We start from the raw sequence: 24607 nt of genomic DNA on the forward strand, positions 1-24607 counted from the left end.
CAAGAGTTTTGATCTCCTGCCATTCGTGGCGCGGGTCATATGTCAATCCGGCAGCAACACCAGCTTGCCCCTGACATGTCCGGCCTCGCTTGCCACATGGGCGCGGGCGGCATCGGCCAGCGGCATGGTCTCGATCACCGGCGGTTTGAACACGCCCAATTCGGCCAGGGCGGCGACACGGGCCATCAGGGCGCGGCTGCGGTTCACCGCCGGGCGCAGGGCGGTGACGTCGGTGCGGGTCGGTTCCGGGGCGGCGGTGCCGCTGGCGATGAAAGCCGCGCGCCCGCCGGGGCGCAGCGCGGCAAAGCTGCCGGGCACCGTCGCCGCGCCCACCGTGTCAAAGGCCGCGTCGCAATCGCCCAAGGCGGCGCCGATATCCTGCGTGGTGTAATCCAGCACCTCATGCGCGCCCAGCCCCAGCAGGTAGTCGCGGTTGACCGCGCGGCCGGTGGTCACGACATGCGCCCCCATGTACCGGGCCAGCTGCACCGCCATGCCGCCAACGCCCCCGGCACCGCCCTGCACCAGGATCTTTTCCCCGGCCTGCAGGTGCAGCGTATCCTGCAGCGAGATCATCGCGGTCAGCCCGGCCAGCGCGATGGCGGCCGATTCGACATGGCTGAACCCGGCGGGCATCGGCGCGACCAGATCGGCGGGCAGGACGATGCGGCTGGCATATCCGCCCTCGGTCTCGCGCGGGCAGACGCCAAAGACATCGGTGCCCACGGCCAGATCCGCCCCCTCGCCCACGGCGACAACGGTGCCCGCGAAATCGCGCCCCGGCACATGCGGCAGGGTGACCGAGGCGGTGCTGCTGCCGCGCCGGACCTTCCAGTCGGCGGCATTCACGCTGGCGGCGCGGATCTGCACGGCGACCTCGCCCGGGCCGGGGGGCAGGTCGGGCAGGTCGACCAGGGTCAGGACCTCGGGTCCGCCATGCTGCGCGATCTGGATGGCTTTCATATCGGGGCTTTCCGCATTGGGTCAGGTGGTGCTGCGTTCGAGAAGGGCGACCAGGTTGATCGCCAGATGCCCCGGTTCGATCGGTTTCGAGATCAGCGGCAGGTCCTTGCGGGCACAGATCTCCTGCAGCTCCTTGCCGCGGTCGGCGCTGACGATGCAGGCCGGCACTGGGCCAAAGGTATGGCGCAGGGCGGTGACGGCATCGGTGCCGCGTTCCCCGTCGTCCAGCTGATAGTCGGCGACGATCACGTCGGGCACCAGCCCCACCTCGGACAGCAGGGCGCTGGCCTCGGCCCCGGTGGCGACGGCAAAGACATCGACGCCCCATTTTTCCAGCAGGATGGTCATGGCCTGGCGGAAGTCGGCGTCATTCTCGATCAGCAGGGCCAGCCGGCCCGCCAGCCGGTCCTGCGCCAGATCCGAGGGCACGGCGCGGCCGCCTTCGTCCAGCTTCTGCACCTTGGCCAACGGCAGGTCGACCAGAAAGCCCGAGCCGCGCCCGACCTCGGACACCAGGGTCAGGCGATGGCCCAGCAGGGCACAGGCGCGGTCGACGATGGCAAGACCCAGGCCCATCCCTTCGGACGGGCTGGCGATGGATTCCAGGCGCTGGAATTCGTTGAAGATCACGTCGCGCTTGTCGTCGGGGATGCCCGGGCCGGTGTCCCAGACCTCGACCCGGATGGTGTCGCCACGCCGCCGCGCGCCGACCAGAACCTTGCCCCGGGCCGTGTAGCGCACCGCGTTCGAGATCAGGTTCTGCAGCACACGGCGCAGATAGGTGCTGTCGCTGGAGGCCACGGCGGTGCTGGGCACGACACGCAGCTCCAGCCCCTTGCGGCGGGCGACGGGGCCCAGCTCTTCCTCCAGCCGCGCGAACATGCTGCCCAGCTGGGTGGGCCCGACATGCACCGCGGCCAGGCCCGAATCCAGCTTCGAGATGTCCAGCAGCGCGTCCAGGATCGACTCGACACTTTGCAGGGCGCGGCCGGTCTTGGACAGGATTTCCTGGGTGACGGGATCGCCGTCATCGGTGGGGATGGACGAAAGGTACAGCTTGGCCGCGGAGAGCGGTTGCAGCAGGTCGTGGCTGGCGGCCGCGACAAACCGGGATTTCGACGCATTCGCCCGTTCGGCCGCGCCAAGGGCGGCCTGCAGCTCCAGCGTGCGGGCCGCGACACGGGCCTCAAGGGATTCGTTTGCCTCGCGGATCGCGGCCACGGCGGCACGTTCCGCCGACACGTCGGTAAAGCTGATGACGAATCCGCCATCCGGCATCTCCTGCGCGTGCACATGCAGCACCTCGACCCCGCGCCGCAGTTCGAAGGTCATGGGGTCCCGGCCCGCGCGCCGCGCGATCCAGTCGCGCGCGCCGCGGGCCGAGATGCCCTGAAAGGTGAAATGCCCCTCGATCCAGTCGAGCAGGCCGTTCGCCTCGGCATTCAGGTAGACCCGGCGGATCGGCACGTGCAGCAGATCGCCCATGCGCTGGTTCCAGCCCGCCAGGTGGCCATGCGCGTCAAAGATGCAGACGCCCTGATCCAGGTGATCCAGCGTGGCGCGGATCAGGCGGGCCTGGTCGTCCAGCAGGCGCTCGCGCTCCTGCCGCTCGATCCGCATGATGTCGGTCACGTCGGTCTGCAGGATGACGGTGCCGCCATCGGCGGTGCGGTGTTCGCTGACCTGCACCCAGCGGTTCCAGATCATGCGCACGTTGAAGATCACGTGATCGTCGCGGTGCCGTTCCATCCGCCGGATGCGCCACTGGCGCGGGGTCTCGCCCTCGGGCAGGGCCAGGTGCAGGCTTTCGCTGATCAGATGGACATACCTCTGAAAGGTCAGCCCGGGCTGCAGGCTGTCGCGGATGTCGGGCATATGCATCCCGAAACGCGAATTGCACAGGACCAGCCGCTCGCTGCTGTCGAACAGCGCGAATCCCTCCTGCACCGTCTCGATCGCATTGGCCAGGTTGGTCCGCGCGGCCTCGGCCTCTTGCGTGGCGTTGGCCAGCATGGCGTTCGAGGTGTTCAGCAGCTCCATCGCCTGTTCAAGGTCGCGGGTCCGGGCGCGGACCTCTTCCTCCAGCAGGGCGGCGCGCTGGAACTGGGCATAGGCCGCCCCGGTGCTTTCGCCGCCTTCCTCGACCCGCCGCATCAGAGAGGCGGCGATCGTCATCAGCTTCTCGGTCTGGCGCTCGGGCGAGTCCTCGGGATTGATCAGCGAGATGGTCGACATCAGTCCTCGGGCGGGTAGATCGCAACCCCGGTCAGGGTCTGGTTCACATGCATCGAGCCCATTTGCTCGCCATAGGTCGAGAACCCGACAACCCGGTGACGGGCCAGCACCTCGGACAGCTTGCCCTTGATCTGTTTCTGCTCGGCCTCCAGCTTGCGCAGCAGGCAGTCGCAGGCGAGGATCGTGTCAGGCACGCGGTCCGCCGACAGGGCGGCCAGTTCGGTTTCCAGGTGGTCGACCATGTCCTGCGCCTCGGCCAGCGACAGCACCAGACCCTCGCCCACGGCGGAAAAGAAGGTCAGGTCGCCGTTCTCATGCGCCTGCTGGATCGAGCGGACATGATGCTGCGCCCCGATCCGCACGACAACCGGATGAGCGGCAAAGGTGAAGGTCGTCAGCTGTTCCGGATCCTTGCCCAGCAGCCGGGCGTATTCGCGCCCCGCCGGTTCGTCGTTGATTCGGTGCACGACACGTGTGTCGGGGCTGGCACAGGTCACGACCATGCGGTGTTCGGTGGGCACAAGGTGATCGGTCTTGAACACCTTGACCGGGCAGCGGGTGCGCACCACCAGCAGAACGGCGGCGCTGTCATGGGTTTCGCCCTCGTGGAACACCTTGGCGCATTGGAACCGCTCGCCATCCCCGGCAGAACCGCCGAACAGCGGCACCGGGCCCAGCATCGCCGCCAGTTCCGATGCGACCTGGTCCTCGGACCGTGACATGCCGTCGATCATGAGGAAGGCGAATTCGTGATCCCAGTCCGGCACTTCGCGCATCAGCTCGCCACGGGCCAGCAGGATGCGCTGCGTCAGATCGGGGGCGGGAGATTTGTGGATCTCGCGCAGCAGGAAGGCGCGGCTGCGGAAGGCGTTGCGCGGCAGGCCGATGGCCAGCAGCTCGCCTTCGGCATAGCCGTGGCCGTCAAGCTCTCCGGCGGTGGTGCAGCCGATCACCCGGGCGGGGGCGAAGCGCGACTGCGCCTCGGCCAGCAGGGCGGGCAGACCGGGATCGGGCGAAGCGAAGAGGATGACCGCGTCCAGCTCGTCGCCCAGACCTTCGGCCAACAGTTCGATCGCCCTCTCCGTCCCCAGAGAGACGGATGAACTGCGCACGATGCCCGGCGCGGCGGGCGTATTCATGAAGGTCACTGACGGTCCTCCCTCCGTCGATGGCCCAGCGTGGCAGGTCAGGCGCCGTCTTGCAATACGCTTGAAAAACTGGTTTCGCGCGCGAGCAGGGCGGCCTGAGTCCGGCTTTGCACCCCAAGCTTGCGCATGATGGCGGTGACATGCGCCTTGACCGTGGTTTCGGCAATCGAGAGGTCGTAGGCGATCTGCTTGTTCAGCTTGCCGGCGCAGATCAGGTCGAGAATGCGGGCCTGCTGCTGGGTCAGAGTGCCGAGGCGCTGCATCGCCTCGTCCAGCGGCATGTCGGCGCTTTCGTCGGGCAGGTAGCCCTCGGGGGCAAAGCTGCGCCCGGCGCGGATCGCGTCGAAAGCGGCGCCAAAGACCTCGCGCTGGCTGTGTTTGGGCACGAACCCGTCCGCCCCGGCCCTGAGCGCGGATCCGATCACCCGGCTGTCGGTCATCGAGGACACCACCACCACCGGAACCGAGGCCGCGCGGCGCAGGCGGATCAGCCCGTCGAGCCCCTTCACATCCGGCAGGTTCAGATCCAGCACCACAACGTCGGGCGCTGCGCCATTGGCGATGACCTGCATCGCGCCCTCAAGGGAGTCGGCGGTCAGCACCTCACGCACGCCGGCCACATGGCGCAGGGTCATCGCAAGCGCGTCGCAGAACAGGGGATGATCGTCCACGATCAGCGCCCGGTCCAAAGCCAATGAAGTTCCCTCGGCGTCGTGCATGTGGGTCACCTGTTCCTCCTCTGGTTGGATAGTGTACCAGCGACAGCTTGCCCGGAAATATAAGCCGTTGGTCGCATATGGGCCAAGCCCGTGGTGCGCAAGGTCCTGCGGCCTACGCCCTTGGTCTTATAGCGTGGGCGGGCGCGGCGAGCGTAGCCTTTCGCCAAAGCGGGATCCGTCCCGCGCAGGTTTCGGAAGGGGAGGATTTCCATGAAAGTGACGATGAAGGTCAACGGCCGCCAGGTCTCGGGCGAGGTCGAGGGGCGCACGCTCCTGTCGTCCTTCCTGCGCGAAGGGCAGGAACTGACCGGCACCCACATCGGTTGCGACACCAGCCAGTGCGGCGCCTGCACCGTGCATGTCAACGGCAAGCAGATCAAAAGCTGCTCGGTCTTCGCGGTCGAACTGGAAGGCGCCGAGGTCACCACGATCGAGGGCATGGCCGCCCCGGACGGCACGCTGAACGCGATCCAGGCGGCATTCCAGGAATACCACGGCCTGCAATGCGGTTTCTGCACGCCCGGCATGGTGATGGCGGCCGCCGCGCTGCTCAAGGATACCCCCAAGCCGACCGAGTCGCAGATCCGCGAGCATCTGCAGGGCAATATCTGCCGCTGCACCGGCTACCACAACATCGTCAAGGCGATCATGGCCGCCTCGGGCCAGCCCGTTGCCGCCGTCGCCGCGGAATAACGCCACTCACGTAATCGAAGGTGCGCCCGGCGCACCGCCCCGAAGGGAGGGAAAGACATGCCCAAGGACGGCATCGGCGCCAGCACCAAGCGGCGCGAAGACAAACGTTTCCTCACCGGCGTTGGCCGGTACACCGACGACATCAACCTGCGCGGCCAGGCCTACGCGTATTTCCTGCGCTCGGACGTGGCGCACGGGCGTCTGACCAATGTCGACATCTCTGCCGCCGCGGAGATGGAAGGCGTGGTCAAGGTCTTTACCGCCGCCGATTTCTCGGCCGCCGGGGGCCTGCCCTGCGGCTGGTGCGTGACCGACCGGCACGGCAACCCGATGCAGGAACCCAAGCACCCGATTCTGGCCGAGGGCAAGGTACGCCACGTGGGCGACCCGATTGCCGTGGTCATCGCCGACAGCCCCGAACTGGCCCGCGACGCCGCCGAGGCGATTGTGGTGGAGATCGAGGAACTGCCCGCCGTCATCAACATGAAGGACGCGGTCAAGGACGGCGCCACCAAGGTGCATGACGACCTGACCTCGAACCTCTGTTACGACTGGGGCTTCGTCGAGGACAACCGCGAGGCGGTGGACAAGGCCATCAAGGAGGCCGCCCATGTCACCACGCTGGAACTGGTGAACAACCGCCTGATCGCCAACCCGATGGAGCCGCGTGTCGCCGTCGGCCATTACGACCGGGCGAGCGACGATTACACGCTCTACACCACCAGCCAGAACCCGCATGTGATCCGCCTGCTGATGGGCGCTTTCGTGCTGGGGATCCCGGAACACAAGTTGCGGGTCGTCGCACCCGACGTGGGCGGCGGCTTCGGCTCCAAGATCTTCCACTATGCCGAAGAAGCCTTTGTCACCTATGCCTCGAAGGTCGTGAACCGGCCGGTGAAATGGACCTCGTCCCGGTCCGAGGCCTTCGTGTCCGATGCGCATGGCCGCGACCACGTGACCAAGATCGAACTGGCGCTGGACGAGAACCACAAGTTCACCGCGATCCGCACCGACACCTATGCCAACATGGGCGCCTATCTGTCGACCTTTGCCCCTTCGGTGCCGACCTGGCTGCACGGGGTTCTGATGGCGGGCAACTACACCACGCCGCTGATCTACGTGAACGTGAAGGCGGTGTTCACCAACACTGTGCCCGTCGACGCCTATCGCGGGGCCGGCCGGCCGGAGGCGACCTATCAGCTGGAGCGCGTGATCGACAAGGCCGCGCGCGAGCTGGGGGTCGACCCGGCGGAACTGCGGCGCAAGAACTTCATCCAGCCCGACCAGTTCCCCTATGCCACCCCGGTGGCGGTGGAATACGACACCGGCAACTATGATGCGACCTTGGACAAGGCGCTGGAGATGTCGGATTACGCCGGCTTTGACGCGCGTCTGGCCGAGTCGAAAGCGCGCGGCAAGCTGCGCGGCATCGGCATCGCGCATTACATCGAGGCCTGCGGCATCGCGCCGTCGAACCTTGTCGGCCAGCTCGGCGCACGGGCGGGCCTGTATGAATCCGCCACTGTCCGGGTCAACGCCACGGGCTCGATCTCGGTCATGACGGGGTCGCATTCCCACGGGCAGGGGCACGAGACGACCTTTGCCCAGGTGGTGGCCGACATGATCGGCATCGATGCCAGCCAGATCGACATCGTGCATGGCGACACGTCGAAAACCCCGATGGGCATGGGCACCTATGGCTCGCGCTCGCTTGCGGTTGGCGGGTCGGCGATGGTCAAGGCGACCAACAAGATCATCGACAAGGCCAAGAAGATCGCGGCCCATCTGATGGAAGCTTCGGACAGCGATATCGAGCTGAAGGACGGGCAGTTCACCGTGGCAGGGACCGACAAGTCGGTCGCCTGGGGTGACGTGACGCTGGCGGCCTATGTGCCCCACAACTACCCGCTGGAATCGATGGAGCCGGGTCTGGAAGAGACGGCCTTCTACGATCCGTCCAACTTCACCTACCCCTCGGGCGCCTATATCTGCGAGGTCGAGGTCGACCCCGAAACCGGCGAGGTCGAAGTGCTGGCCTTTACCGCGGCCGACGATTTCGGCAATGTGGTGAACCCGATGATCGTCGAGGGGCAGGTCCACGGCGGGCTGGCCCAGGGGATCGGGCAGGCCCTGCTGGAAAACTGCGTCTACGACGAGAACGGACAGCTGGTGTCGGGCAGCTACATGGACTACGCCATGCCGCGTGCCGCAGATGTGCCGATGTTCGCTGTGGACCATTCCTGCGTCACCCCCTGCACGCACAACCCGCTGGGCGTGAAGGGCTGCGGCGAGGCCGGGGCCATCGGGTCGCCGCCCGCCGTTGTCAACGCGGTGATCGACGCGCTTCACAGGTCTGGGCACAAGGTCGGGCATATTGACATGCCGGTCTCGCCCGCCAGAGTGTGGGCAGCAATGAACGGCCAGGGCTGACGGTGCACCCGTCCGGGCCAACCCGGACGGGACCCCACCAGGGAGATAGAGAATGTACAACTTCGAATTCGTGAAACCCTCGTCGGTGGAAGAGGCCGTTGCGGCCCTGAAAACCGAAGACGCCAAGCCGCTGTCGGGCGGCCAGACCCTGCTGCCGACGATGAAGCAGCGGCTTGCCTCGCCGTCGAAACTGGTCAGCCTGCTGGGCATCGACTCGCTGAAGGGCGTCAGCGTCTCGGATGGCGTGATGACCATCGGCGGCGCGACCAACCATGCCACCGTGGCGAAAGAGGCGGCCTCGGCCTTTCCCGGCCTCGCCTATCTGGCCGGCAAGATCGGCGACCCGGCTGTGCGCAACCGCGGCACCATCGGCGGGTCGATCGCCAATAACGACCCGGCGGCCTGCTACCCCTCGGCCGCCATCGCCTGCGGTGCAACCATCGTGACCGACCGCAACGAATATGCGGCCAGCGACTTCTTCCAGGGCCTGTTCACCACCGCGCTGGAAGAGGACGAGATCGTGACGGCGGTCAAGTTCCCGATCCCCGAGGCCTCGAACTACCAGAAGTTCGAACAGCCGGCCTCGCGCTTCCCGCTGACCGGCGTCTTTGTCGCGAAATACGCCGGCCGCGTGGGCGTGGGCGTCACCGGCGCCTCCGAAGACGGCGTCTTTGCCTGGGCCGAGGCCGAGGCGGCGCTGGCGGGCAACTTCTCGCCCGACGCGATCTCGGGGCTGACGGTCGATGCAGACGGCATGATCTCCGACCTGCATGGCACCGGCGCCTATCGCGCGCATCTGGTCAAGGTGCTGACCGGGCGCGGGGTCAAGGCCGCAAGCTGACCTTTCAGGTTTGACTCGAAACGGCCGCGCCTGACTGGCGCGGCCGTTTTCATGTCGGGTTTCAGACCGGCGCGATGGCTGGCGGTCAGTCGTCCAGCCAGTCGCGGGCGAATTCCACCCGCTCCAGCCCGGCGAAGCGCGCCATGCGGATCAGTTCGGATTCCAGCCGCGCGAACCGGCCCTTGGACATGCGGGTATGCTCCTCCATCCAGACGCGCGTGACCTTCAGCACGGTGCGGTCCTGATCGGCCTTCATGTCGATGCGTCCGATCAGCTTGTCGCCCTCCAGCATCGGAAAGACGTAATAGCCGTACATCCGGCGCGATTCCGGCACGAAGATCTCGATCCGGTAATGATAGCCGAACAGCATTTCCGTTCGGTTACGGTCGCGGATCAGCGGATCGAACGGGCTGAGGATGCGCAGGCGCGAGGGCGGCGGTTCCAGCTCTTCGGCCTCGTCGAAGATGTCGGGCAGGGCGTAGAACACGCGGCTGCCCCCCGCGGCGGACTCCACGCGCATCTCGATCACCTCGCCCTCGTCCATCCGCTTCTGGCACCACGTCTTGGCCTCGGCTGGGCTGACATGACCCCAGAACGACGCGATCTGGCCCGAGGTCGCAAAGCCCAGCCGCAGCAGCGCCTCTTCGCAGAGCCAGTCGATGCTGCTTGCCGTGCCGGGATGGGGCAGCGCCGCGGCCTGGGGAAAGACATTTTCGGTCAGGTCATAGACCTTCTGGAACCCGATGCGGCGGCAGACCGACAGCTCTCCGGTCCGCCACAGGTATTCCAGCGCCGTCTTGGACGGGTGCCAGTTCCACCAGCCGCCGCTCTGCCCGCGATGCGCATCGGCCATCATCTCGCTGGACCGGACGGGGCCGTTTTCCGCAATATGCTCGCGCACCCGCTGCAATTCGCTGACGTAGTCGGTGCCCTGCCACTTGTCCCATTTTTCGACCAGGTTTGCCTTGTCGCGGGAAAACCGCAGCTGCCACCAGGGAAAGAATTCCGTCGGGATGACCGAGGCGTCATGCGTCCAGTGTTCGAACAGCAGCCGGTCGCGTTCCAGCAGCGGTGTCAGGTTCGCCGGGCGATAACTGGGGCGGCGCGCGAAAAGGATCATGTGGTGGGCGCGTTCCACCGTGTTCACGCTGTCCACCTGGACAAAGCCCAGCCCCCGGATCACCGACATCAGGTCCGATCCGCGTCCCGATCCCTGCGGCTGTGTGCCCAGCAGGTGCCGGTGCATGAAGACCTTGCGCGCGGCAGTGTTCGACAGGACGGGCCGTTTGGGCATCTCAGGGTTGTTTCAATGTGTCGCCGAATGCAATTGTCGGCGTCAGTTCGACCTTGGGGCCGTCCTTGGTGTCGCCGGTGAGCCGATCGGCCACGATCTGCGCGGCGCGGCGGCCGATCTCCTCGCGGCAGCTGTCTATGGTGGCCAGCTTGCGCGGCAGACCCTGCAGCAGACGCACGCCGTTGAACCCGGCCATGCCAACCTTGTCGGGAATGTCATAGCCCTGCTCGATCATCCACAGCAGGCCGCCCGCGCCGATCAGGTCGTTGGAATAATACAGGAAATCCAGGTCGGGGCTGCGGGCCATCATGGCCATCGTCATCTCGCGCCCCTTGGCCAGGGCCGAGCCGCCGGAATAGAATTCCTGGTCGGCGACTTCGACCCCGCCCTTGGCGAGCGCCTCGGTAAAGCCCTCGAACCGCTTGCGGGCGCGGTGGTCCAGGCCCAGGCCCGTGCCCAGGAATCCGATCCTGCGGTGGCCCGCGGCCAGGATCGCGCGCCCCATCTCGCGCCCGGCGCGGCGGTGAGAGATGCCCACCATCGTGTCGATCGGGGTGCCGTCGGTGTCCATGATCTCGACCACAGGGATACCGGCTGTGCGCAGCATCGCGCGCGAGGCGTCGGAATGCTCAAGCCCGGCGATGATGACGCCCGAGGGACGCCAGGACAGCATCTCGAAGAGGACCTTTTCCTCTTTCTCGGGCAGGTAATCGGTCAGTCCCACGACCGGCTGCAGCTCGGTCTGTTCCAGCACCCGGTTGATGCCGGTCATGACCTCGGGGAACACCAGGTTCGACATCGAGGGGATGATCACGGCCACGAGGTTGACGCGCTGACTGGCGAGGGCGCCGGCGATCTTGTTGGGCACGTAACCCAGCGTCTTGGCGGCGCGCAGGACCTTTTCGCGGGTGGCGGCAGAGACGTCGCCGCGGTTGCGCAGGACGCGGCTGACCGTCATTTCAGACACACCTGAGGCTTCGGATACGTCGCGCAGCGTCAGGGGGCGGGTGTCTTTTGGTGTCACTTGGAGTTCCCGGGCCAGTGGACCTTTAGTTATTCGCAAGCATGCGCTGCGATCAAGGAGATTGAAACACCCGGTTCCTGCGCATTGCGCCGGCAGCCCGATTTCGCTGTGCCGCAAGTCCGCGGACAGCGGCGCGGAGCCCGGGATAACGCCCGTCTGCGCAGCACCTCATGCCCGGAGCGCCGCACGGCAATTGGCACGGCTTGGCCCAGTCGAAGTGGCGCATCACGGGCCCTGCCGGAAACTCAGGGCAAACCTATGACGACTTGCGATAGCGGGGCCGCTGGCACCCGGAATGCCAGCGGCCCGCCACGTCTGGGCCTGGTGCGGCCCGGGTGCCGGCCCGAAGCCCAGGTGGATCGGCTGGGTGTCAGAACTCGGCCCAGATATCGTCGGACAGGTCGTTGGCCCTTGCAATCATCGGCGCTCCGTTGGCGACCATCTGTTCCACCCGGGCCGGTGCCGCAGCCTTGGGCATACGTGGTGCCGCCGCTTGCACGCTGGTGTCGATGCGGAACCGTGACGAGACCTCGTTCAGCTTGGCCGCTTCGGCCACCATGACCTTGCCGGTGCCGTGGACCTGGGTGGCCACTGCAGCATTCTTCTGCGTCACGCCGTCCAGCTGGTCGACGGCCGAGTTGATCTCTTCAAGGCCGATGGATTGCTCGCGAGCCGCGGCCGCGATGGCCGAAACGGAGGCAGAGACCTTTTCGAAATCGTCGATCATCCCTTCGAAGGACTTGCCAGCCTTCTCGACCAGCTCCACCCCGCTGCCGACATTCTCGGCGCTTTCCTGGATCAGCCCGTTGATCTCTTTCGCCGCGTCCGAGGAGCGTTGCGCAAGAGCGCGCACCTCGGATGCCACAACCGCAAAACCGCGCCCAGCTTCTCCCGCGCGGGCGGCTTCCACGCCTGCGTTCAGGGCCAACAGGTTGGTCTGGAAGGCCAGGTCCTCGATCACCGATGTGACCTGGGTGATCTTCTGTGACGAGGTCGAAATCCTGTCCATCGCGGTCATCGCGCGGTTCACCTCCTGTCCGCTTGCTTCGGCATCGGTGCGGGCGCGGGTCATCACGCGGTCGGCGTCGCTGGCTGCGTCGGCGGTGGATTTTACCGATGCGGACAGCTGGGTGATCGCGGCGGCGGTTTCTTCCAGATTGGCCGCCTGTTCGATGGCCTTCTGGCTGAGGTCGTTCGACGCGTTCTCGACTTCGCGCGCGTTGTTGTCGATCTCGCGCGCGGCGGAAACCAGCGAGGCAACCGTGTCGTTCAGGCTTTCCACCGCGCCATTGAAGCCTGTGCGCAGCCCTTCGTAGTCCGGGGCGAAAGCCTGTTCGATCCGAGCGGTCAGGTCGCCCTCAGCCAGCTTGCGGATGCCCGAGGTCAGATGCCTGACCACCTGCTGCTGCTCTTCGGTCCGGCGGTCCTGAACCTGGCGTTCCTCGGCAGCGGCGGCGAGTTTCTCGCGCAGGTTTTCCAGGTTGCGCGACAGCATGCCCACATCGTCGCCGCGGCCACGGAACGGGGTCGGCTGGCGCAATTCGCCCTGGGTCATCCCCACAAGCGCCTGTCCGATGATGCCGAAAGGACGAGAGATGGCGCGGCCGATGAGCATTCCCGCAAGGGCGATCAGCAGAGCCAGCCCGCCGGTCTGGAGCGCCAGCATGTTCCTGAGATTGATGATCGGGGCCTCCAGTTCGTCCAGATCCTGCTCGATGACAAGGGTCCAGTCCGCGGTCTTGTACTTGAAGGGGACAAAGAGCGACTCGACCGGCTGATTGCGCAACCCATCCGTCAGCATCAGGCTCGGCGGATCCGGCCGGTTGATCTGGCGCACCAGTTCGTCGTCCTCAAGCGGGCTTAGCACGTCGTAGCGCGACTCCCCACGGGGTTTGCTGCGCAACAGGCCATCGTGGCCAAGAACGAAGGACTGGCCGGACTCGCCAAGGCCATGCACGCCCTGCATGATCGCGTTGATGCCCTCGATCGGCAGCTTGTAGATCAGCGTGCCGATGCGCTGGCCATCGCGCCCGGTCAGGGGGGTCGAAATGAAACCGGCCGGGGCGTTGTTGCTTGGCGCGTAGGGGGCGAAATCGAAAAATGCGGTGTCGCCGGACGCCAGTTCCCGCGACTTGCGCCAGGCGGCGGCCAGGTCGGAACTGCGCCAGGGGCCATCGGCCAGGCTGGTGGCAAAATCCAGCTCCTTGAAGACGGTGTAGACGACGTTGCCGTCGGGATCGACAAGGATGATGTCATCATATCCGCGCGCCTGCAGCAGCGACCGGAATTGCGAATGGTACTTGGTGTGCACCAGGTCATATTGCGAGGCCGATCCGCTGGTCGTCATCGCGTCCTTCTGACCGGCCGGGTTGGGGTTTTCCTCGATATATTCCTTTTGCAACTTGCGCGTCCGGTCCCCGTCAAGCGCGACCCAGCTGAGGGCAAAGGCCTGCATCGCCGAGCGGGTTGCCGTGCTTTCGGACTGCGCCTCAAGATCGCGTTCAATATCTGTGAGCAGGCCGCGCAATGCCTCCCCCCGGCTCGCGAGGGTGCTGTCGAAGCGTTCCTTGATCTGCCCTTCCATGATCGCGCGCGCGTCGAAATAGGCCGTGGTCGTCAGCGCCAACGAGGAGGCAAGCGCCAACCCCACGATGATGATGGGCAGCTTGATCACCAGCCGCATGTTGGCAAGGGGTCTGAGGGGGGACCATCCGAAATGGCGGTTGCCGTCCCCGGGCAAATGCGATCCCGAATCGCTGGTCATGCTGGCCGTCCTTTCGCGCCTCGTCACCAGCGCGGGTCGGGCGCGGGACGGTTGATTTCCGTCACAGCGATACAGCCCAGTTTTTAATGACCACTTAAGCGCGCCGGCCCCGGATGGCGGACGCCGGCGTGAAATACCGAGAATTCTAGCGATCCGGATGGCGGCAGATCTGGCGATGACATTGTCCGGATGTCACGCTAAGAGGGGCGCGCGTGGTCCCGTGGCTCAACTGGATAGAGCAGCCCCCTCCTAAGGGGCAGGTTACAGGTTCGAATCCTGTCGGGATCACCACTCCGGCGCAGGCCGGGGGTCACTCGATCCCGCTGCGCCGCGCGTCCCTGAGGGTGATCGCGAAGAGCACGAAACCCAGCGCCGCAAGCCCCGCCCCCACGTAGCCCGAGGCCGGGAAGCCGTAGCCCGCTGCCACCACCCGCGCGGCCAGGAAGGGGCCAAGCGCGTTGGCGGTGTTGAACGCGGCATGGTGCAGCGATGCGGCCAGCTGCTGGGAGTCCCCGGCGACATTCATCAGCCGGGTCTGCATCACCGTCGACACCCCGCCGAGCACGGCCATGAAGAAGACGGCGATCCCCATCGTCCAGAGCCCGCCGTAGGCCGCGACCGGGAACAGCGCCAGCACCACCGCGCCGGCCCCGAAGGCCATGTAGGCGGTGGCGTTCATGTTGCGGTCAGCCAGGGCGCCCATCAGCAGGTTGAACACGGTCATGCCGACACCGGCGGTCATCAGCATGAAGGCGACGGCGGTGTCGCCATAGCCCAGCGTCGTCTGCACGGTCGAGGCGATGTAGGTGTAGACGGCGAAGAACCCGCCGAACCCGATCGCGCCGGTGGCCAGGGTCAGCCAGACCTGCCGGTTGCCCAGGGCGCCGAGTTCCCGCAACGGGTTGGCGTTCGGATCGGCCGGGGTGCGCGGGGCCTTGAGCCAGACAGCCACGGCAGTGGCCAGCGCCAGGAAACCCACGATGACATAGCCGCCGCGCCAGCCGATGTACTGGCTCAACCACGTCGCGGCGGGCACGCCCAGCGTGGTCGCCACGGTCAGGCCGAGGAAGACGCGCGACACCGCCGTCGCCCGTTTGTTGCGCGGCACGACCGAGGCGGCGACCAGGGCGGCCACGCCGAAATACGCGCCGTGCGGCAGGCCCGAAAGGAACCGTGACGCGGTGAAGAGGCCGAAGCCGGGGGCCAGGGCCGAAAGCGTGTTGAAGACGGCAAAGGCCAGCATCAGCCAGATCAGCAGCATCCGCTTGCGCATCCTGGCCCCGGCAACGGCCAGCACCGGCGCGCCGACAACCACGCCAAGCGCATAGGCGCTGATCGCATCGGCGGCGCGGGCTTCGTTCACCCCCAGGTCGGCGGCAAAGTTCGGCAGCAGCGCCATCGAGGCGAATTCGGTTGTGCCGATGGCAAAGCCGCCCATGGCGAGGGCGAAGAGAACGGCGCGGGCCGAAACCTCGTGGTGTCCGGCGGTCGCGGGCCGGGGCTCCGCGCTGGCGGTCTGATCGGTCATGTCGACGCACTTCGTGATCTGGGGGGACCGGAGGAGATCCCGCGAGGTGTCTCCTCCCTCATGCCCCAGCTAACGCAGCGCCGGGATGGCGGCAAGGGCCAGGACCCGCCGGTGCGGGGATGCGGAAATGCATGTGCCGCATGGCCCGCGAAACGGACAGGGCGGGGTCAGATGACGCGGATCACGTTCTTGCCCACGGCCAGCATATAGCCGCGCCGGGCGATGTTCTTGACCAGCAGCTCGCTCACGATCTGGTTGCCCAGGGTGTCGCGCAGCCGCTTGATCCGCATCGCGCCGGCCGATTCGTCGCATTCGCTGTCGTCGCGCCCCGAGATGATCGCCTCGATCTGCACGCCGGTCAGCACGTCGTCGTCCATCCGCGCCTCGGCCAGGATCGACAGGGTTTCCATCGCCGCGTCGGTCAGCTTGAAGCCCAGGTTGTTGAGGTAGACGGTGTTCTCTTCGCGGCTGATCAGCAGCGAGTTCACCTCGATCCCGGCGCGTTCGATCTGGGCCATGCGGCGGTTCATCGTGATCAGCATCACCAGGAAGACGAGCGAGGCAAGCAGCATCGCCGTGGCAAAGACCAGCAGCACGAAGATCACCGTGCGATAGCTGGCCAGGGTCTCGGAAAAGGCGGTGCCGGACTGGGCGAGGATCTCCAGCAGCTTGACCTCGGCTTGCTGCTGCAGGTTGTCGTTCTCGGCAAAGATCGTCGCCACGCGGTCGTTGAAGGCATTGGCGTCGGGCAGGTTCACGAACAGCAGCACCCCGGCCACCAGCAGCAGGCCGACGATGGCCGCCAGCCCGATGGCGACGGCCCGGGTGCCGGTGCGCCGCGCGTCAGTAGCGGAGATAGTACTGTCCTGCATTCGCCTGCCTCCGCGCCAGCCCGGTTTCGTCAAAGACGCTCAGCACATTGAGCAGCGTCCAGCCGTTGGCCGCAAGCCTTGCGGCGATTTCAGCGCGGGCGGCCCCGGCATCGCAGGCGGAAACCTGCATCACCCCGTAATGCAGGCGCAGGGGGTTGTCCTGTTTCGCCTTGTAATCGGCGTAACAGGCGGCCTGCGCGGCAGTGGCGGCGAGGGCCAGGACGGCGGATACCGCCAGAGAGGCAAGCATGTGTTTCATGTCCCCGAGCATGCCGCCGCGCCGGTGGATATTCAATAACATGAACGGCTTGTTAGGACCGATATTGGATAACAGCGGGGTGTTATTGCCTGTTTCACGGGGTCGGCGCCACGGTTGGTCCACACCGTCCGGCGTGCTGTCCGGGCCGATGTGAACCGATCCAGAAAAGGACCCATGTTATGGCTCGCAAGTTCATCGCTACCATCCTCGCCGCCGCGCTCGCAGTGTCCAGCTTCACCGCCCCGGCCCAGGCAGGCTCAAAAGACAAGATCGCGCCGATCATCGCCGGTGCCGCCGCACTTGCCATCATCGGCACGGTCATCGCCGACAAGAACAAGAAACGCGTGCAGCCGGTCGTGCCGACCCCGCAGCAGGTACATGGCTCGCACGGCGGCCAGGCGCCCCGCTTCGATCCGCGCCACGGCTTCGTGCCTCCGGGGGTCGGCAACGGCCGTCCGGGCTATCGCGATCACGGGCGCGGCCACGGGCGCGAACACGGGCGCACCCAGGTGATCACCATGCCGCAGTCCTGCCGCATCGTGATGCCGTCGCGCCAGGGCCCGATCAGCGGCTATGGCTACCGTTGCGTGCAGCGCAACGCACGCTTCGCCGACCAGCTGCCGGGGCGTTGCGTCGCGGCCAGCCGCTCGAACCAGGGGCCGCGCTTCTTCTACGACAGCGGTTGCCTGCGGCGCGCGGGCATCCGCGCCTTCTGACGACACATCGGAACGTCCCCCGCCCACCGGTGCGGCGGGGGGCCAGGCCCCGGCGGTCGAGCAGCGTCGGGGCCGATCCACGGGCGGGACGGGGCCATACCCCTCCCGCCCGTGGCATGTCGCGGCGGTTTGCGCTTGCCGCCCCGGCCCGCGCGGTGTTGAACCCGGCGGCATGAGCGCTCCTGATTTCTCCCTCGAATCCCTGGCCTTCTCTCGCGGGGCCCTGCGCGTCGCCGGTGTCGACGAGGTCGGGCGCGGCCCCCTCGCCGGGCCGGTCACCGCCTGCGCCGTGGTCCTCGACCCCGCCCGCATCCCCGAGGGGCTGAACGACAGCAAGCGCCTGACCGCCCGGCGGCGCGAGGCGCTGATGGCCGAGATCCTCGCCACCGCCGATGTCTGCGTCGCCCATGCCGAGGTGGCCGAAATCGACAGTCTGAACATCCTGCGCGCCAGCCACCTGGCCATGATCCGCGCGCTGGACGGGCTGGCGCTCAGGCCCGACCATGTGCTGGTCGACGGCAACATGCTGCCGCGCGATCTGACCCTCCCGGCCGAGGCGATCGTGAAGGGCGACGGGCGTTCGCTCTCCATCGCGGCGGCCTCGATCGTGGCCAAGGTGACACGCGATGCGATCATGCGGGATTTGGCGCAACACTTCCCCGGCTACGGCTGGGAGACCAACGCCGGATACGGATCGAAAAGCCACATGGCCGCGCTTCAAGATCTTGGTGTGACCCCACACCATAGAAGATCCTTTGCCCCCATCCACAATATCTTGTGTAAAGACGTTTAGTTAACCCCTTGATTCAAAAAAGAAATTGACCACGAATCACGTTTGACTCATCTTTTCCCCATCAAATCGAGCGCAAATAACAGCGCCGGGAACGAGGCAGAAGATGACGAAGACAAGATCAAAGGAAGCGGTTGCGCTTCCGTTGAACACGATCCTTGCGGGTGACTGCGTGGAGGCGATGAACGCCCTCCCGGAGAACTCGATAGACCTGATCTTCGCCGATCCGCCCTACAATCTGCAGCTGCGCGGCGATCTGCACCGCCCGGACAACTCCCGCGTGGATGCGGTGGACGATGCCTGGGACCAGTTCGCCAGTTTCGAGACCTACGACCGCTTCACCCGCGACTGGCTGCGCGCCGCGCGCCGCCTGCTCAAGCCGAATGGCGCGATCTGGGTGATCGGCAGCTATCACAACATCTTCCGCGTCGGCGCCGCGCTCCAGAACGAAGGCTACTGGATCCTCAACGACGTGATCTGGCGCAAGTCGAACCCGATGCCGAACTTCCGCGGCAAACGCTTCACCAATGCGCATGAGACGATGATCTGGGCCTCGAAATCCGAAGGGGCCCGGTACACCTTCAATTACGAGGCGCTGAAATCCCTCAACGAGGGCGTGCAGATGCGCTCGGACTGGGTCCTGCCGATCTGCAACGGCGGCGAGCGGCTCAAGGATGCCAATGGCGACAAGGCCCACCCGACGCAAAAGCCCGAGGGGCTGCTGCACCGGGTCATCGTCGGGTCGACCAACCCCGGCGACGTGGTGCTCGATCCCTTCTTCGGCACCGGCACCACCGGCGCGGTGGCCAAGATGCTGGGCCGCGACTTCATCGGTATCGAACGCGAGGCCGCCTATCGCGAGGTCGCCGCGAAACGCCTCGCCAATGTCCGCAAATACGACCGCGAGTCGCTCCAGGTGACCGGCAGCAAACGCGCCGAACCGCGCGTGCCCTTCGGCCAGCTGATCGAACGCGGCATGCTGCGGCCCGGAGAGATGCTCACCTCGATCAACGGCAAGCGCAGCGCCAAGGTGCGCGCCGACGGCACGCTGATCGCGGATGACGTGAAAGGCTCGATCCACCAGGTCGGCGCCGCGCTCGAAGGCGCGCCCTCCTGCAACGGCTGGACCTACTGGTGCTTCCGGCGCGACGGCAAGACGGTGCCGATCGACCTGCTGCGCCAGCAGATCCGCGCCGAGATGAGCTGACAGCTCACCAGACCACCCCGAGACACCGCCTGCAATCGCGCCCGCCGCGCGTATTGCAACACCTGTGCCCCGCCCTCAGTGGCGGGGCCTTTTTTGTGTGGCGCCCGGCGCGGGGCCTCCACGCCGTCCGCCGCCGCGCCCCGCCCCGATACCCGCCCGGCACCCCGGCCCCATCAGCGCGCACCACCCAGGCGCCCGACCCCGACGCGCGCCCGGGGCCCCGGCCATCCCGGGCGCCCGCCCTCTCCAGGCGCGGCTCCCGCCCCAGCAGCCGTCCCACCGCCCGCCAGCCCGGGCGTCCCCCGGCCATGGGCCCAAAGGCCGCCCCCCGGGCGCCACCCCCGGCTTCATCTCGTCCAAAATACTCCCGCCGGAGGCTCCCGCCCCCTCAGCCCGTATGCCGCCCGCTCTTGTAGGGCGCCCAGTCGGTGATCTCGGGATAGTACATCGCCCGCCATTTGCGCACCCGCGGGTTCATCATCCGGCGCCAGAGCGGCGGCACCATCGCGGCCGAGGCCATCAGCGGATAGCCGAAGGGCAGCTGCGGCGCCTCGTCCGCGCCATAGGTCTGCAACAGCGGAAACCGCCGGTCGGGCTTGTAATGGTGGTCGGAATGGCGCTGCAGGTTGATCAGCAGCCAGTTCGATGCCTTGTGCGCCGCGTTCCAGGAATGGTGCGGCTTCACATGTTCGAACCGCCCCTCGCCCAGGTATTTCCGCGTCAGCCCGTAATGTTCGACGTAATTCGTCAGCTCCAGCTGCCAGATCGCGACACCCGCCTGGTAGAGGAACAGCACCAGCCCCGTCCAACCGCCAACCGCCAGCGCCAGGGCCAGCATCAGCAGTTGCAGCGCCGCGTAGCGCCAGAACGGATTGCGCCGGTCCAGCGGCCCGGCCTTGCGCCGGGCCAGCAGAGCCGTCTCCGCCCGCCAGGCCGAGCCGGGGCATTGCCGCAGCACGCGGAAGAAGAAGTGGTGGAAGCCCTCGTTGTAATAGGCCGTCACCGCGTCCTTCGGCGTGCCCACGTCGCGGTGATGCACCAGCAGGTGCTCCGAACGGAAATGCGAATAGAGGACCGAGGCCAGCAGCAGATCGCCCAGCCAGCGTTCCAGCCGGTTCTTCTGATGCAGCAGCTCGTGGCTGTAGACGATCCCGATGGAGCCGGTCATCACCCCGACGCCAAAGAACAGCACAACGGTTTCCGGCAGGCCCAGGTGATCGGCCCGGGGCACGTACCACAGCAGGCCGTAGAGCGTGACGAACTGCACCGGGAACCAGACGATGGTGATCAGGCGATACCAGAACAGATCCGCCTCGCCGGTCTCGGGGTCGGCGTTTTCCTCGTTCAGCCCGGTCAGCGCGTCGAGGAAGGTGAACAGCGCCCAGCCATAGAGCGGCAGCAGCGCCACGGTCCATCCGCCCTCAGTCGCGCCGATCCAGGCCAGCGGCACGGTCAGCAGCGACAGCGCAAAGGGCAGGGCCGAGGCGGGGCGGGCGAGGGTGTCGGCGGCGATCATTGGGGCATCCGTATCGGTCTGGTCTCCAACCTGTCACACATTGTCGAACGCGCCTTGAGCGAGGTCAAATGCCTTTCGCATCAGCGTCGGCAGATCCGAGGGGCGGAACAGGTCGCGGGGCACGACGGCACGGTCCCCGGGCGGGATGCGGGCCGGCGGGGTGCCGGAGACATCCGGCACCTCTGCGACCATGATCGTCAGGCGCAGGTGGAAATGGGTGAAGGTATGCAGGGCCTCGGCCGGGACCTGACGCCAATCGGCATCTAACGGCGGTTCGGGATCCGGCAGAGGCTCGGCCAGGTCGGCCCAGCCGGTGCCGGGCCAGCCCAGCGTGCCGCCCAGCAGGCCCTTGTCGGGCCGCCGCTCCAGCAGCCACCCGCCCGACGGGGTGCGGGCAAGGTAGACGATGCCGTGGCGGGTCGGTTTCGCCTTCTTCGGGGTCTTCTTGGGCAGCTCGGGCGCGGTGCCGGCGGCGCGGGCCGCACAGGGCGCGCGCCAGGGGCAGATGCCGCAGGCCGGGCTGCGCGGGGTGCAGATCGTGGCGCCCAGGTCCATCACCGCCTGGGCATAATCGCCCGGCCGCGCGGCGGGCGTCAGGGCGGCGGCCAGGGCCGTCAGCTCGCGCTTGGCGGCGGGCAGGGGCCTGTGGACGTCATGCAGCCGGGCCATCACCCGTTCCACATTACCGTCCACCACCGTTTCGGCCCGGTCAAAGGCGATCGCGGCGATGGCCGAGGCGGTGTAGGGTCCGATCCCCGGCAGGCTCAGCAGCCCCTCGCGCGTATCGGGAAACGCCCCGCCGTGATCGGCCACCACGGCCCGGGCGCATTTCAGCAGGTTGCGGGCCCGGGCGTAATACCCCAGCCCCGCCCATTCGGCCATCACCGCCCCGTCCTCGGCCGCGGCCAGGTCGGCGACCGTGGGCCAGAGGGTCGTGAATCGGGCGAAATAGTCCCTGACGGCGGCCACGGTGGTCTGCTGCAGCATCACCTCGGACAGCCAGACGCGGTAGGGGTCCGGCCGGGTGCCATCGCGGCGCGCCTGGGGCCCGGTGCGCCAGGGCATGACCCGGGCATGGCGGTCGTACCAGTCCAGCAGGCTGGCCGAGAGCAGGCTCATGTCAGTCGCGTCACGCAATATTTATGACCTTTCCGGGCATTCCCTGCTGTCTTGCAGGGTCTGCGACACTAGAATAGGTCCAAGCCCGAGGATGCAAGCGATGGCCAGACGGACCACGACCACATACGGATTTGCCCGGACTTCGAAACTTCTCGAAGGCCGCATCCGGCGTGCGGGCGAAAGCCGGGGCTTTGCCGTCACCCGCCTGCTGACCCACTGGGAGGAAATCGCCGGCCCCGACATGGCCGCGATGGTCCGCCCGGTGGATGTGAAATACGGGCGCCAGGGCTTTGGCGCGACGCTGACCGTGCTGACCACCGGGGCGCTGGCGCCTCTGGTCGAGATGCAGAAGGAAAAGCTGCGCGAGAAGGTCAACGCCACCTACGGCTACAACGCGATCTCGCGCATCCGCGTGACCCAGACCGCCGCCACCGGCTTTGCCGATGGCAAGGTCGATTTCAGCCACCGCCCCGCGCAGGTGGCGATGACGCCCCCCGATCCCGCCGTGACCGCCCAGGCGCGGCAGACGGCGGACGGGGTGGGAGACGAAGGGCTGCGCCACGCGCTTGAGACCCTGGCCCGGAACGTTCTAAGCAAACAAAAGAGTTGAGAAAGGATCCCTGATGGACCGCAGGATTTTCATGGCTGGCGGTGCCGGTGTTGCCGCGCTTGGCGCGGCTGGTATCTGGTACGGCATGAAATCGGAAGCCGCCCCCCTCGGCACGACCGAGATCATCCGGGCCAGCGCCGACGGCCCGACAGATGTCGACACCTCGGGCATCACCGAGATGTATCTGGGCGCCGAGGACGCGCCGGTGGTGCTGACGGAATATGCCTCTTTCACCTGTCCGCATTGCGCGAATTTCCACGCCACGGTCTATCCGAACCTCAAGAAGGACTACATCGACACCGGCAAGGTGCGGTTCCACTACCGTGACGTCTATTTCGACCGGTTCGGCCTCTGGGCGGCGATGATCGCACGCTGCGAGCCGACGAAGTTCTTCGGCATTTCGGACATGCTCTACGACCAGCAGCGCGAATGGCTGGGCGCCGACGATCCGGCCATCATCGCCGACAACCTGCGCAAGATCGGCCGCGTGGCCGGGCTGGGCGACGAACAGATCGAGGCTTGCCTGGCGGACCAGGACATGGCCAAATCGCTGGTGGCCTGGTTCCAGAAGAATGCGACCGATGACGATGTGAGCTCGACTCCCACGCTGTTCATCAACGACACCAAGCATTCCAACATGAGCTACGCCGACCTGAAGAAACTGTTGGACGCCGCTCTGGAGAGCTGACTTGAACCACCCCCTGGCCGGCCTGAAGGTCGTCGAACTCGCCCGTATTCTGGCTGGCCCCTGGGCCGGTCAGACCCTTTCCGACCTTGGCGCCGAGGTGATCAAGGTCGAAAGCCCGGACGGCGACGACACCCGCCAGTGGGGGCCGCCCTTTGTGGAGCGCGCGGGCGAGACGACCGCCAGCTACTACCACGCCACCAACCGCGGCAAGAAGAGCGTCACGCTCGACTTCCGCACCCCCGAGGGGCAGGAGGCGGTGCGCGAGATGGTGCGCGACGCCGATATCCTGATCGAGAACTTCAAGGTCGGCGGGCTGAAGAAATACGGGCTGGATTACGACAGCCTGTCGCAGGTGAACCCCCGGCTGATCTATTGTTCGATCACCGGCTTCGGGCAGACCGGCCCCTATGCCCACCGGGCGGGTTACGATTACATCATCCAGGGCATGTCCGGCCTGATGTCGGTCACCGGCGCCCCGGACGGCGAGCCGCTGCGCCACGGGGTGGCGATCACCGACCTGTTCACCGGGGTCTATTCCGTGGTCGGCATCCTGTCGGCGCTGCACCAGCGGCAGGTCACCGGGCGCGGGCAGCAGGTCGACATGTCGCTGCTGGATTGCGCCGTTTCGGTCACCGCGAACCAGGCGATGAACTACCTGACCACGGGCAAGTCGCCGATGCGGACCGGGAACACCCATCCGAACGTCGTGCCCTATCAGGTGTTCGAGGTGTCCGACGGGCATATGATCGTGGCCACCGGCAATGACGGGCAGTACCGCCGCTTCTGCGACCTGCTGGGCCTGCCCGACCTGAAGGACGCGCCCGAGTTCCTGACCAACAGCCAGCGGATCGCCAACCGCGACAGGCTGATCCCGCAGATTCAGGCCGCCTGCCTGGCGTTTTCCCGCGCCGAGCTGCTGGCCGCCTGCGAGGCCCAGGGCGTGCCCGCCGGGCCGATCAACCGGATGGAGGACGTCTTTGCCGATCCCCAGGTCATCGCCCGCGGCATGCAGGTGGACCTGGACGGCATTCCCGGTGTCCGCGCCCCCCTCCGATTCTCGGATGCCGAGCTGAAGCTGGACCACCCTTCCCCCAGGCTGGGCGAGCACAACGAGTCCTGATCCGTCCCGCAAGGGACGTTGCGTCGCAGGCCAGTTCTGCACTGCAAAAAACTATTCCACAGATTGACGGA

General features: G+C 66.7%; 21 protein-coding genes and 1 tRNA gene. 10 read left to right on the plus strand and 12 right to left on the minus strand.

Features of this window, described 5'->3' with window-relative positions:
• Window positions 1-42: 42 nt before the first annotated feature.
• Genes GLS40_RS02935 through GLS40_RS02950 form a run of 4 tightly spaced genes read right to left on the minus strand, consistent with a single transcriptional unit; the run spans window position 43 to window position 5065 of the window.
• On the minus strand, window positions 43-963 hold the full coding sequence (locus tag GLS40_RS02935; protein WP_160381094.1) for an NADP-dependent oxidoreductase: 921 nt from the start codon (window positions 961-963) through the stop codon (window positions 43-45).
• A gap of 21 nt (window positions 964-984) precedes the next feature.
• A complete protein-coding gene (locus GLS40_RS02940) occupies window positions 985-3198 on the minus strand; it encodes a hybrid sensor histidine kinase/response regulator (protein WP_160381095.1) in 2214 nt (737 codons plus the stop codon).
• Window positions 3198-4337: an FIST N-terminal domain-containing protein gene (locus tag GLS40_RS02945; RefSeq protein ID WP_160381162.1), complete on the minus strand. Its 1140-nt coding sequence runs from the start codon at window positions 4335-4337 to the stop codon at window positions 3198-3200. The genes GLS40_RS02940 and GLS40_RS02945 overlap by 1 nt, the downstream gene beginning before the upstream one ends.
• A 47-nt stretch (window positions 4338-4384) precedes the next feature.
• Window positions 4385-5065 (minus strand): response regulator, encoded by a 681-nt coding sequence (locus GLS40_RS02950; RefSeq protein ID WP_160381163.1) that lies wholly within the window; start codon window positions 5063-5065, stop codon window positions 4385-4387.
• 210 nt (window positions 5066-5275) lie between these two features.
• Between GLS40_RS02950 and GLS40_RS02955 the strand changes: the two genes are divergently transcribed.
• The 3 genes from GLS40_RS02955 to GLS40_RS02965 are packed head-to-tail and all read left to right on the plus strand — an operon-like array spanning window position 5276 to window position 9029.
• Window positions 5276-5758 carry a (2Fe-2S)-binding protein gene (locus GLS40_RS02955; protein WP_160381096.1) on the plus strand — a complete coding sequence of 161 codons (483 nt, stop codon included), beginning with the start codon at window positions 5276-5278 and terminating at the stop codon, window positions 5756-5758.
• Window positions 5759-5815: 57 nt separating this feature from the next.
• Window positions 5816-8188 (plus strand): xanthine dehydrogenase family protein molybdopterin-binding subunit, encoded by a 2373-nt coding sequence (locus GLS40_RS02960; RefSeq protein ID WP_160381097.1) that lies wholly within the window; start codon window positions 5816-5818, stop codon window positions 8186-8188.
• A 52-nt stretch (window positions 8189-8240) separates the two neighbouring features.
• Window positions 8241-9029 carry an FAD binding domain-containing protein gene (locus GLS40_RS02965; RefSeq protein WP_160381098.1) on the plus strand — a complete coding sequence of 263 codons (789 nt, stop codon included), beginning with the start codon at window positions 8241-8243 and terminating at the stop codon, window positions 9027-9029.
• 85 nt (window positions 9030-9114) lie between these two features.
• Here the strand turns inward: GLS40_RS02965 and GLS40_RS02970 are convergent, their stop codons facing one another.
• The 3 genes from GLS40_RS02970 to GLS40_RS02980 form a co-directional block, all read right to left on the minus strand.
• Window positions 9115-10323, minus strand: coding sequence for a winged helix-turn-helix domain-containing protein (locus GLS40_RS02970; protein ID WP_160381099.1), 1209 nt, complete (start codon window positions 10321-10323; stop codon window positions 9115-9117).
• Between the two features lies 1 nt (window position 10324).
• A complete protein-coding gene (locus GLS40_RS02975; RefSeq protein WP_328598868.1) occupies window positions 10325-11347 on the minus strand; it encodes a LacI family DNA-binding transcriptional regulator in 1023 nt (340 codons plus the stop codon).
• Window positions 11348-11717: 370 nt separating this feature from the next.
• Window positions 11718-14111, minus strand: coding sequence for a methyl-accepting chemotaxis protein (locus GLS40_RS02980; protein WP_160381100.1), 2394 nt, complete (start codon window positions 14109-14111; stop codon window positions 11718-11720).
• Between the two features lie 214 nt (window positions 14112-14325).
• Here GLS40_RS02980 and GLS40_RS02985 point away from each other — a divergent pair.
• Window positions 14326-14402, plus strand: a tRNA-Arg gene (locus GLS40_RS02985).
• Between the two features lie 19 nt (window positions 14403-14421).
• Here GLS40_RS02985 and GLS40_RS02990 read toward each other — a convergent pair.
• The 3 genes from GLS40_RS02990 to GLS40_RS03000 form a co-directional block, all read right to left on the minus strand.
• Window positions 14422-15639 (minus strand): MFS transporter, encoded by a 1218-nt coding sequence (locus GLS40_RS02990; RefSeq protein WP_160381101.1) that lies wholly within the window; start codon window positions 15637-15639, stop codon window positions 14422-14424.
• 167 nt (window positions 15640-15806) lie between these two features.
• Complete coding sequence (locus tag GLS40_RS02995; RefSeq protein WP_160381102.1) at window positions 15807-16511, minus strand: winged helix-turn-helix domain-containing protein; 705 nt, start codon at window positions 16509-16511, stop codon at window positions 15807-15809.
• Window positions 16483-16770 carry a hypothetical protein gene (locus GLS40_RS03000; RefSeq protein ID WP_160381103.1) on the minus strand — a complete coding sequence of 96 codons (288 nt, stop codon included), beginning with the start codon at window positions 16768-16770 and terminating at the stop codon, window positions 16483-16485. The genes GLS40_RS02995 and GLS40_RS03000 overlap by 29 nt, the downstream gene beginning before the upstream one ends.
• 179 nt (window positions 16771-16949) lie before the next feature.
• Between GLS40_RS03000 and GLS40_RS03005 the strand changes: the two genes are divergently transcribed.
• From GLS40_RS03005 to GLS40_RS03015, 3 genes are all read left to right on the plus strand, one after another.
• Complete coding sequence (locus GLS40_RS03005) at window positions 16950-17486, plus strand: hypothetical protein (RefSeq protein WP_160381104.1); 537 nt, start codon at window positions 16950-16952, stop codon at window positions 17484-17486.
• Window positions 17487-17658: 172 nt separating this feature from the next.
• Entirely contained in the window at window positions 17659-18279 is a 621-nt protein-coding gene (locus tag GLS40_RS03010) for a ribonuclease HII (protein ID WP_160381105.1), read from the plus strand.
• A 103-nt stretch (window positions 18280-18382) separates the two neighbouring features.
• A complete protein-coding gene (locus GLS40_RS03015; protein ID WP_160381106.1) occupies window positions 18383-19483 on the plus strand; it encodes a site-specific DNA-methyltransferase in 1101 nt (366 codons plus the stop codon).
• Window positions 19484-19871: 388 nt separating this feature from the next.
• On the opposite strand, the gene GLS40_RS03020 is transcribed toward GLS40_RS03015, so the two are convergent.
• Together GLS40_RS03020 and GLS40_RS03025 are read right to left on the minus strand one after the other, a co-directional pair.
• Window positions 19872-20999, minus strand: a complete 1128-nt coding sequence (locus tag GLS40_RS03020) for an alkane 1-monooxygenase (protein ID WP_160381107.1) — start codon at window positions 20997-20999, stop codon at window positions 19872-19874.
• A gap of 33 nt (window positions 21000-21032) precedes the next feature.
• Entirely contained in the window at window positions 21033-22118 is a 1086-nt protein-coding gene (locus tag GLS40_RS03025) for an A/G-specific adenine glycosylase (RefSeq protein ID WP_160381108.1), read from the minus strand.
• A gap of 100 nt (window positions 22119-22218) precedes the next feature.
• Here GLS40_RS03025 and GLS40_RS03030 point away from each other — a divergent pair, with 100 nt between their 5' ends.
• From GLS40_RS03030 to GLS40_RS03040, 3 genes are read left to right on the plus strand one after another with little or no spacing between them, the layout of a single operon-like run.
• Window positions 22219-22728, plus strand: a complete 510-nt coding sequence (locus GLS40_RS03030; protein WP_160381109.1) for a DUF721 domain-containing protein — start codon at window positions 22219-22221, stop codon at window positions 22726-22728.
• A 13-nt stretch (window positions 22729-22741) separates the two neighbouring features.
• Entirely contained in the window at window positions 22742-23416 is a 675-nt protein-coding gene (locus GLS40_RS03035; protein WP_160381110.1) for a DsbA family protein, read from the plus strand.
• Between the two features lies 1 nt (window position 23417).
• A complete protein-coding gene (locus tag GLS40_RS03040; RefSeq protein ID WP_160381111.1) occupies window positions 23418-24536 on the plus strand; it encodes a CaiB/BaiF CoA transferase family protein in 1119 nt (372 codons plus the stop codon).
• Window positions 24537-24607 lie beyond the last annotated feature (71 nt).

Origin of the sequence: Pseudooceanicola pacificus (assembly GCF_009789075.1) — a bacterium.
GTDB lineage: Bacteria > Pseudomonadota > Alphaproteobacteria > Rhodobacterales > Rhodobacteraceae > Pseudooceanicola > Pseudooceanicola pacificus.

Excerpts from the sequence above, each read along its gene's own strand:
- GLS40_RS02935 (WP_160381094.1), bottom strand. The coding sequence starts at position 963 with ATGAAAGCCATCCAGATCGCGCAGCATGGCGGACCCGAGGTCCTGACC.
- GLS40_RS02940 (WP_160381095.1), bottom strand. The coding sequence starts at position 3,198 with ATGTCGACCATCTCGCTGATCAATCCCGAGGACTCGCCCGAGCGCCAG.
- GLS40_RS02945 (WP_160381162.1), bottom strand. The coding sequence starts at position 4,337 with ATGAATACGCCCGCCGCGCCGGGCATCGTGCGCAGTTCATCCGTCTCT.
- GLS40_RS02950 (WP_160381163.1), bottom strand. The coding sequence starts at position 5,065 with ATGCACGACGCCGAGGGAACTTCATTGGCTTTGGACCGGGCGCTGATC.
- GLS40_RS02955 (WP_160381096.1), top strand. The coding sequence starts at position 5,276 with ATGAAAGTGACGATGAAGGTCAACGGCCGCCAGGTCTCGGGCGAGGTC.
- GLS40_RS02960 (WP_160381097.1), top strand. The coding sequence starts at position 5,816 with ATGCCCAAGGACGGCATCGGCGCCAGCACCAAGCGGCGCGAAGACAAA.
- GLS40_RS02965 (WP_160381098.1), top strand. The coding sequence starts at position 8,241 with ATGTACAACTTCGAATTCGTGAAACCCTCGTCGGTGGAAGAGGCCGTT.
- GLS40_RS02970 (WP_160381099.1), bottom strand. The coding sequence starts at position 10,323 with ATGCCCAAACGGCCCGTCCTGTCGAACACTGCCGCGCGCAAGGTCTTC.
- GLS40_RS02980 (WP_160381100.1), bottom strand. The coding sequence starts at position 14,111 with ATGACCAGCGATTCGGGATCGCATTTGCCCGGGGACGGCAACCGCCAT.
- GLS40_RS02990 (WP_160381101.1), bottom strand. The coding sequence starts at position 15,639 with ATGACCGATCAGACCGCCAGCGCGGAGCCCCGGCCCGCGACCGCCGGA.
- GLS40_RS02995 (WP_160381102.1), bottom strand. The coding sequence starts at position 16,511 with ATGCAGGACAGTACTATCTCCGCTACTGACGCGCGGCGCACCGGCACC.
- GLS40_RS03000 (WP_160381103.1), bottom strand. The coding sequence starts at position 16,770 with ATGAAACACATGCTTGCCTCTCTGGCGGTATCCGCCGTCCTGGCCCTC.
- GLS40_RS03005 (WP_160381104.1), top strand. The coding sequence starts at position 16,950 with ATGGCTCGCAAGTTCATCGCTACCATCCTCGCCGCCGCGCTCGCAGTG.
- GLS40_RS03010 (WP_160381105.1), top strand. The coding sequence starts at position 17,659 with ATGAGCGCTCCTGATTTCTCCCTCGAATCCCTGGCCTTCTCTCGCGGG.
- GLS40_RS03015 (WP_160381106.1), top strand. The coding sequence starts at position 18,383 with ATGACGAAGACAAGATCAAAGGAAGCGGTTGCGCTTCCGTTGAACACG.
- GLS40_RS03020 (WP_160381107.1), bottom strand. The coding sequence starts at position 20,999 with ATGATCGCCGCCGACACCCTCGCCCGCCCCGCCTCGGCCCTGCCCTTT.
- GLS40_RS03025 (WP_160381108.1), bottom strand. The coding sequence starts at position 22,118 with ATGAGCCTGCTCTCGGCCAGCCTGCTGGACTGGTACGACCGCCATGCC.
- GLS40_RS03030 (WP_160381109.1), top strand. The coding sequence starts at position 22,219 with ATGGCCAGACGGACCACGACCACATACGGATTTGCCCGGACTTCGAAA.
- GLS40_RS03035 (WP_160381110.1), top strand. The coding sequence starts at position 22,742 with ATGGACCGCAGGATTTTCATGGCTGGCGGTGCCGGTGTTGCCGCGCTT.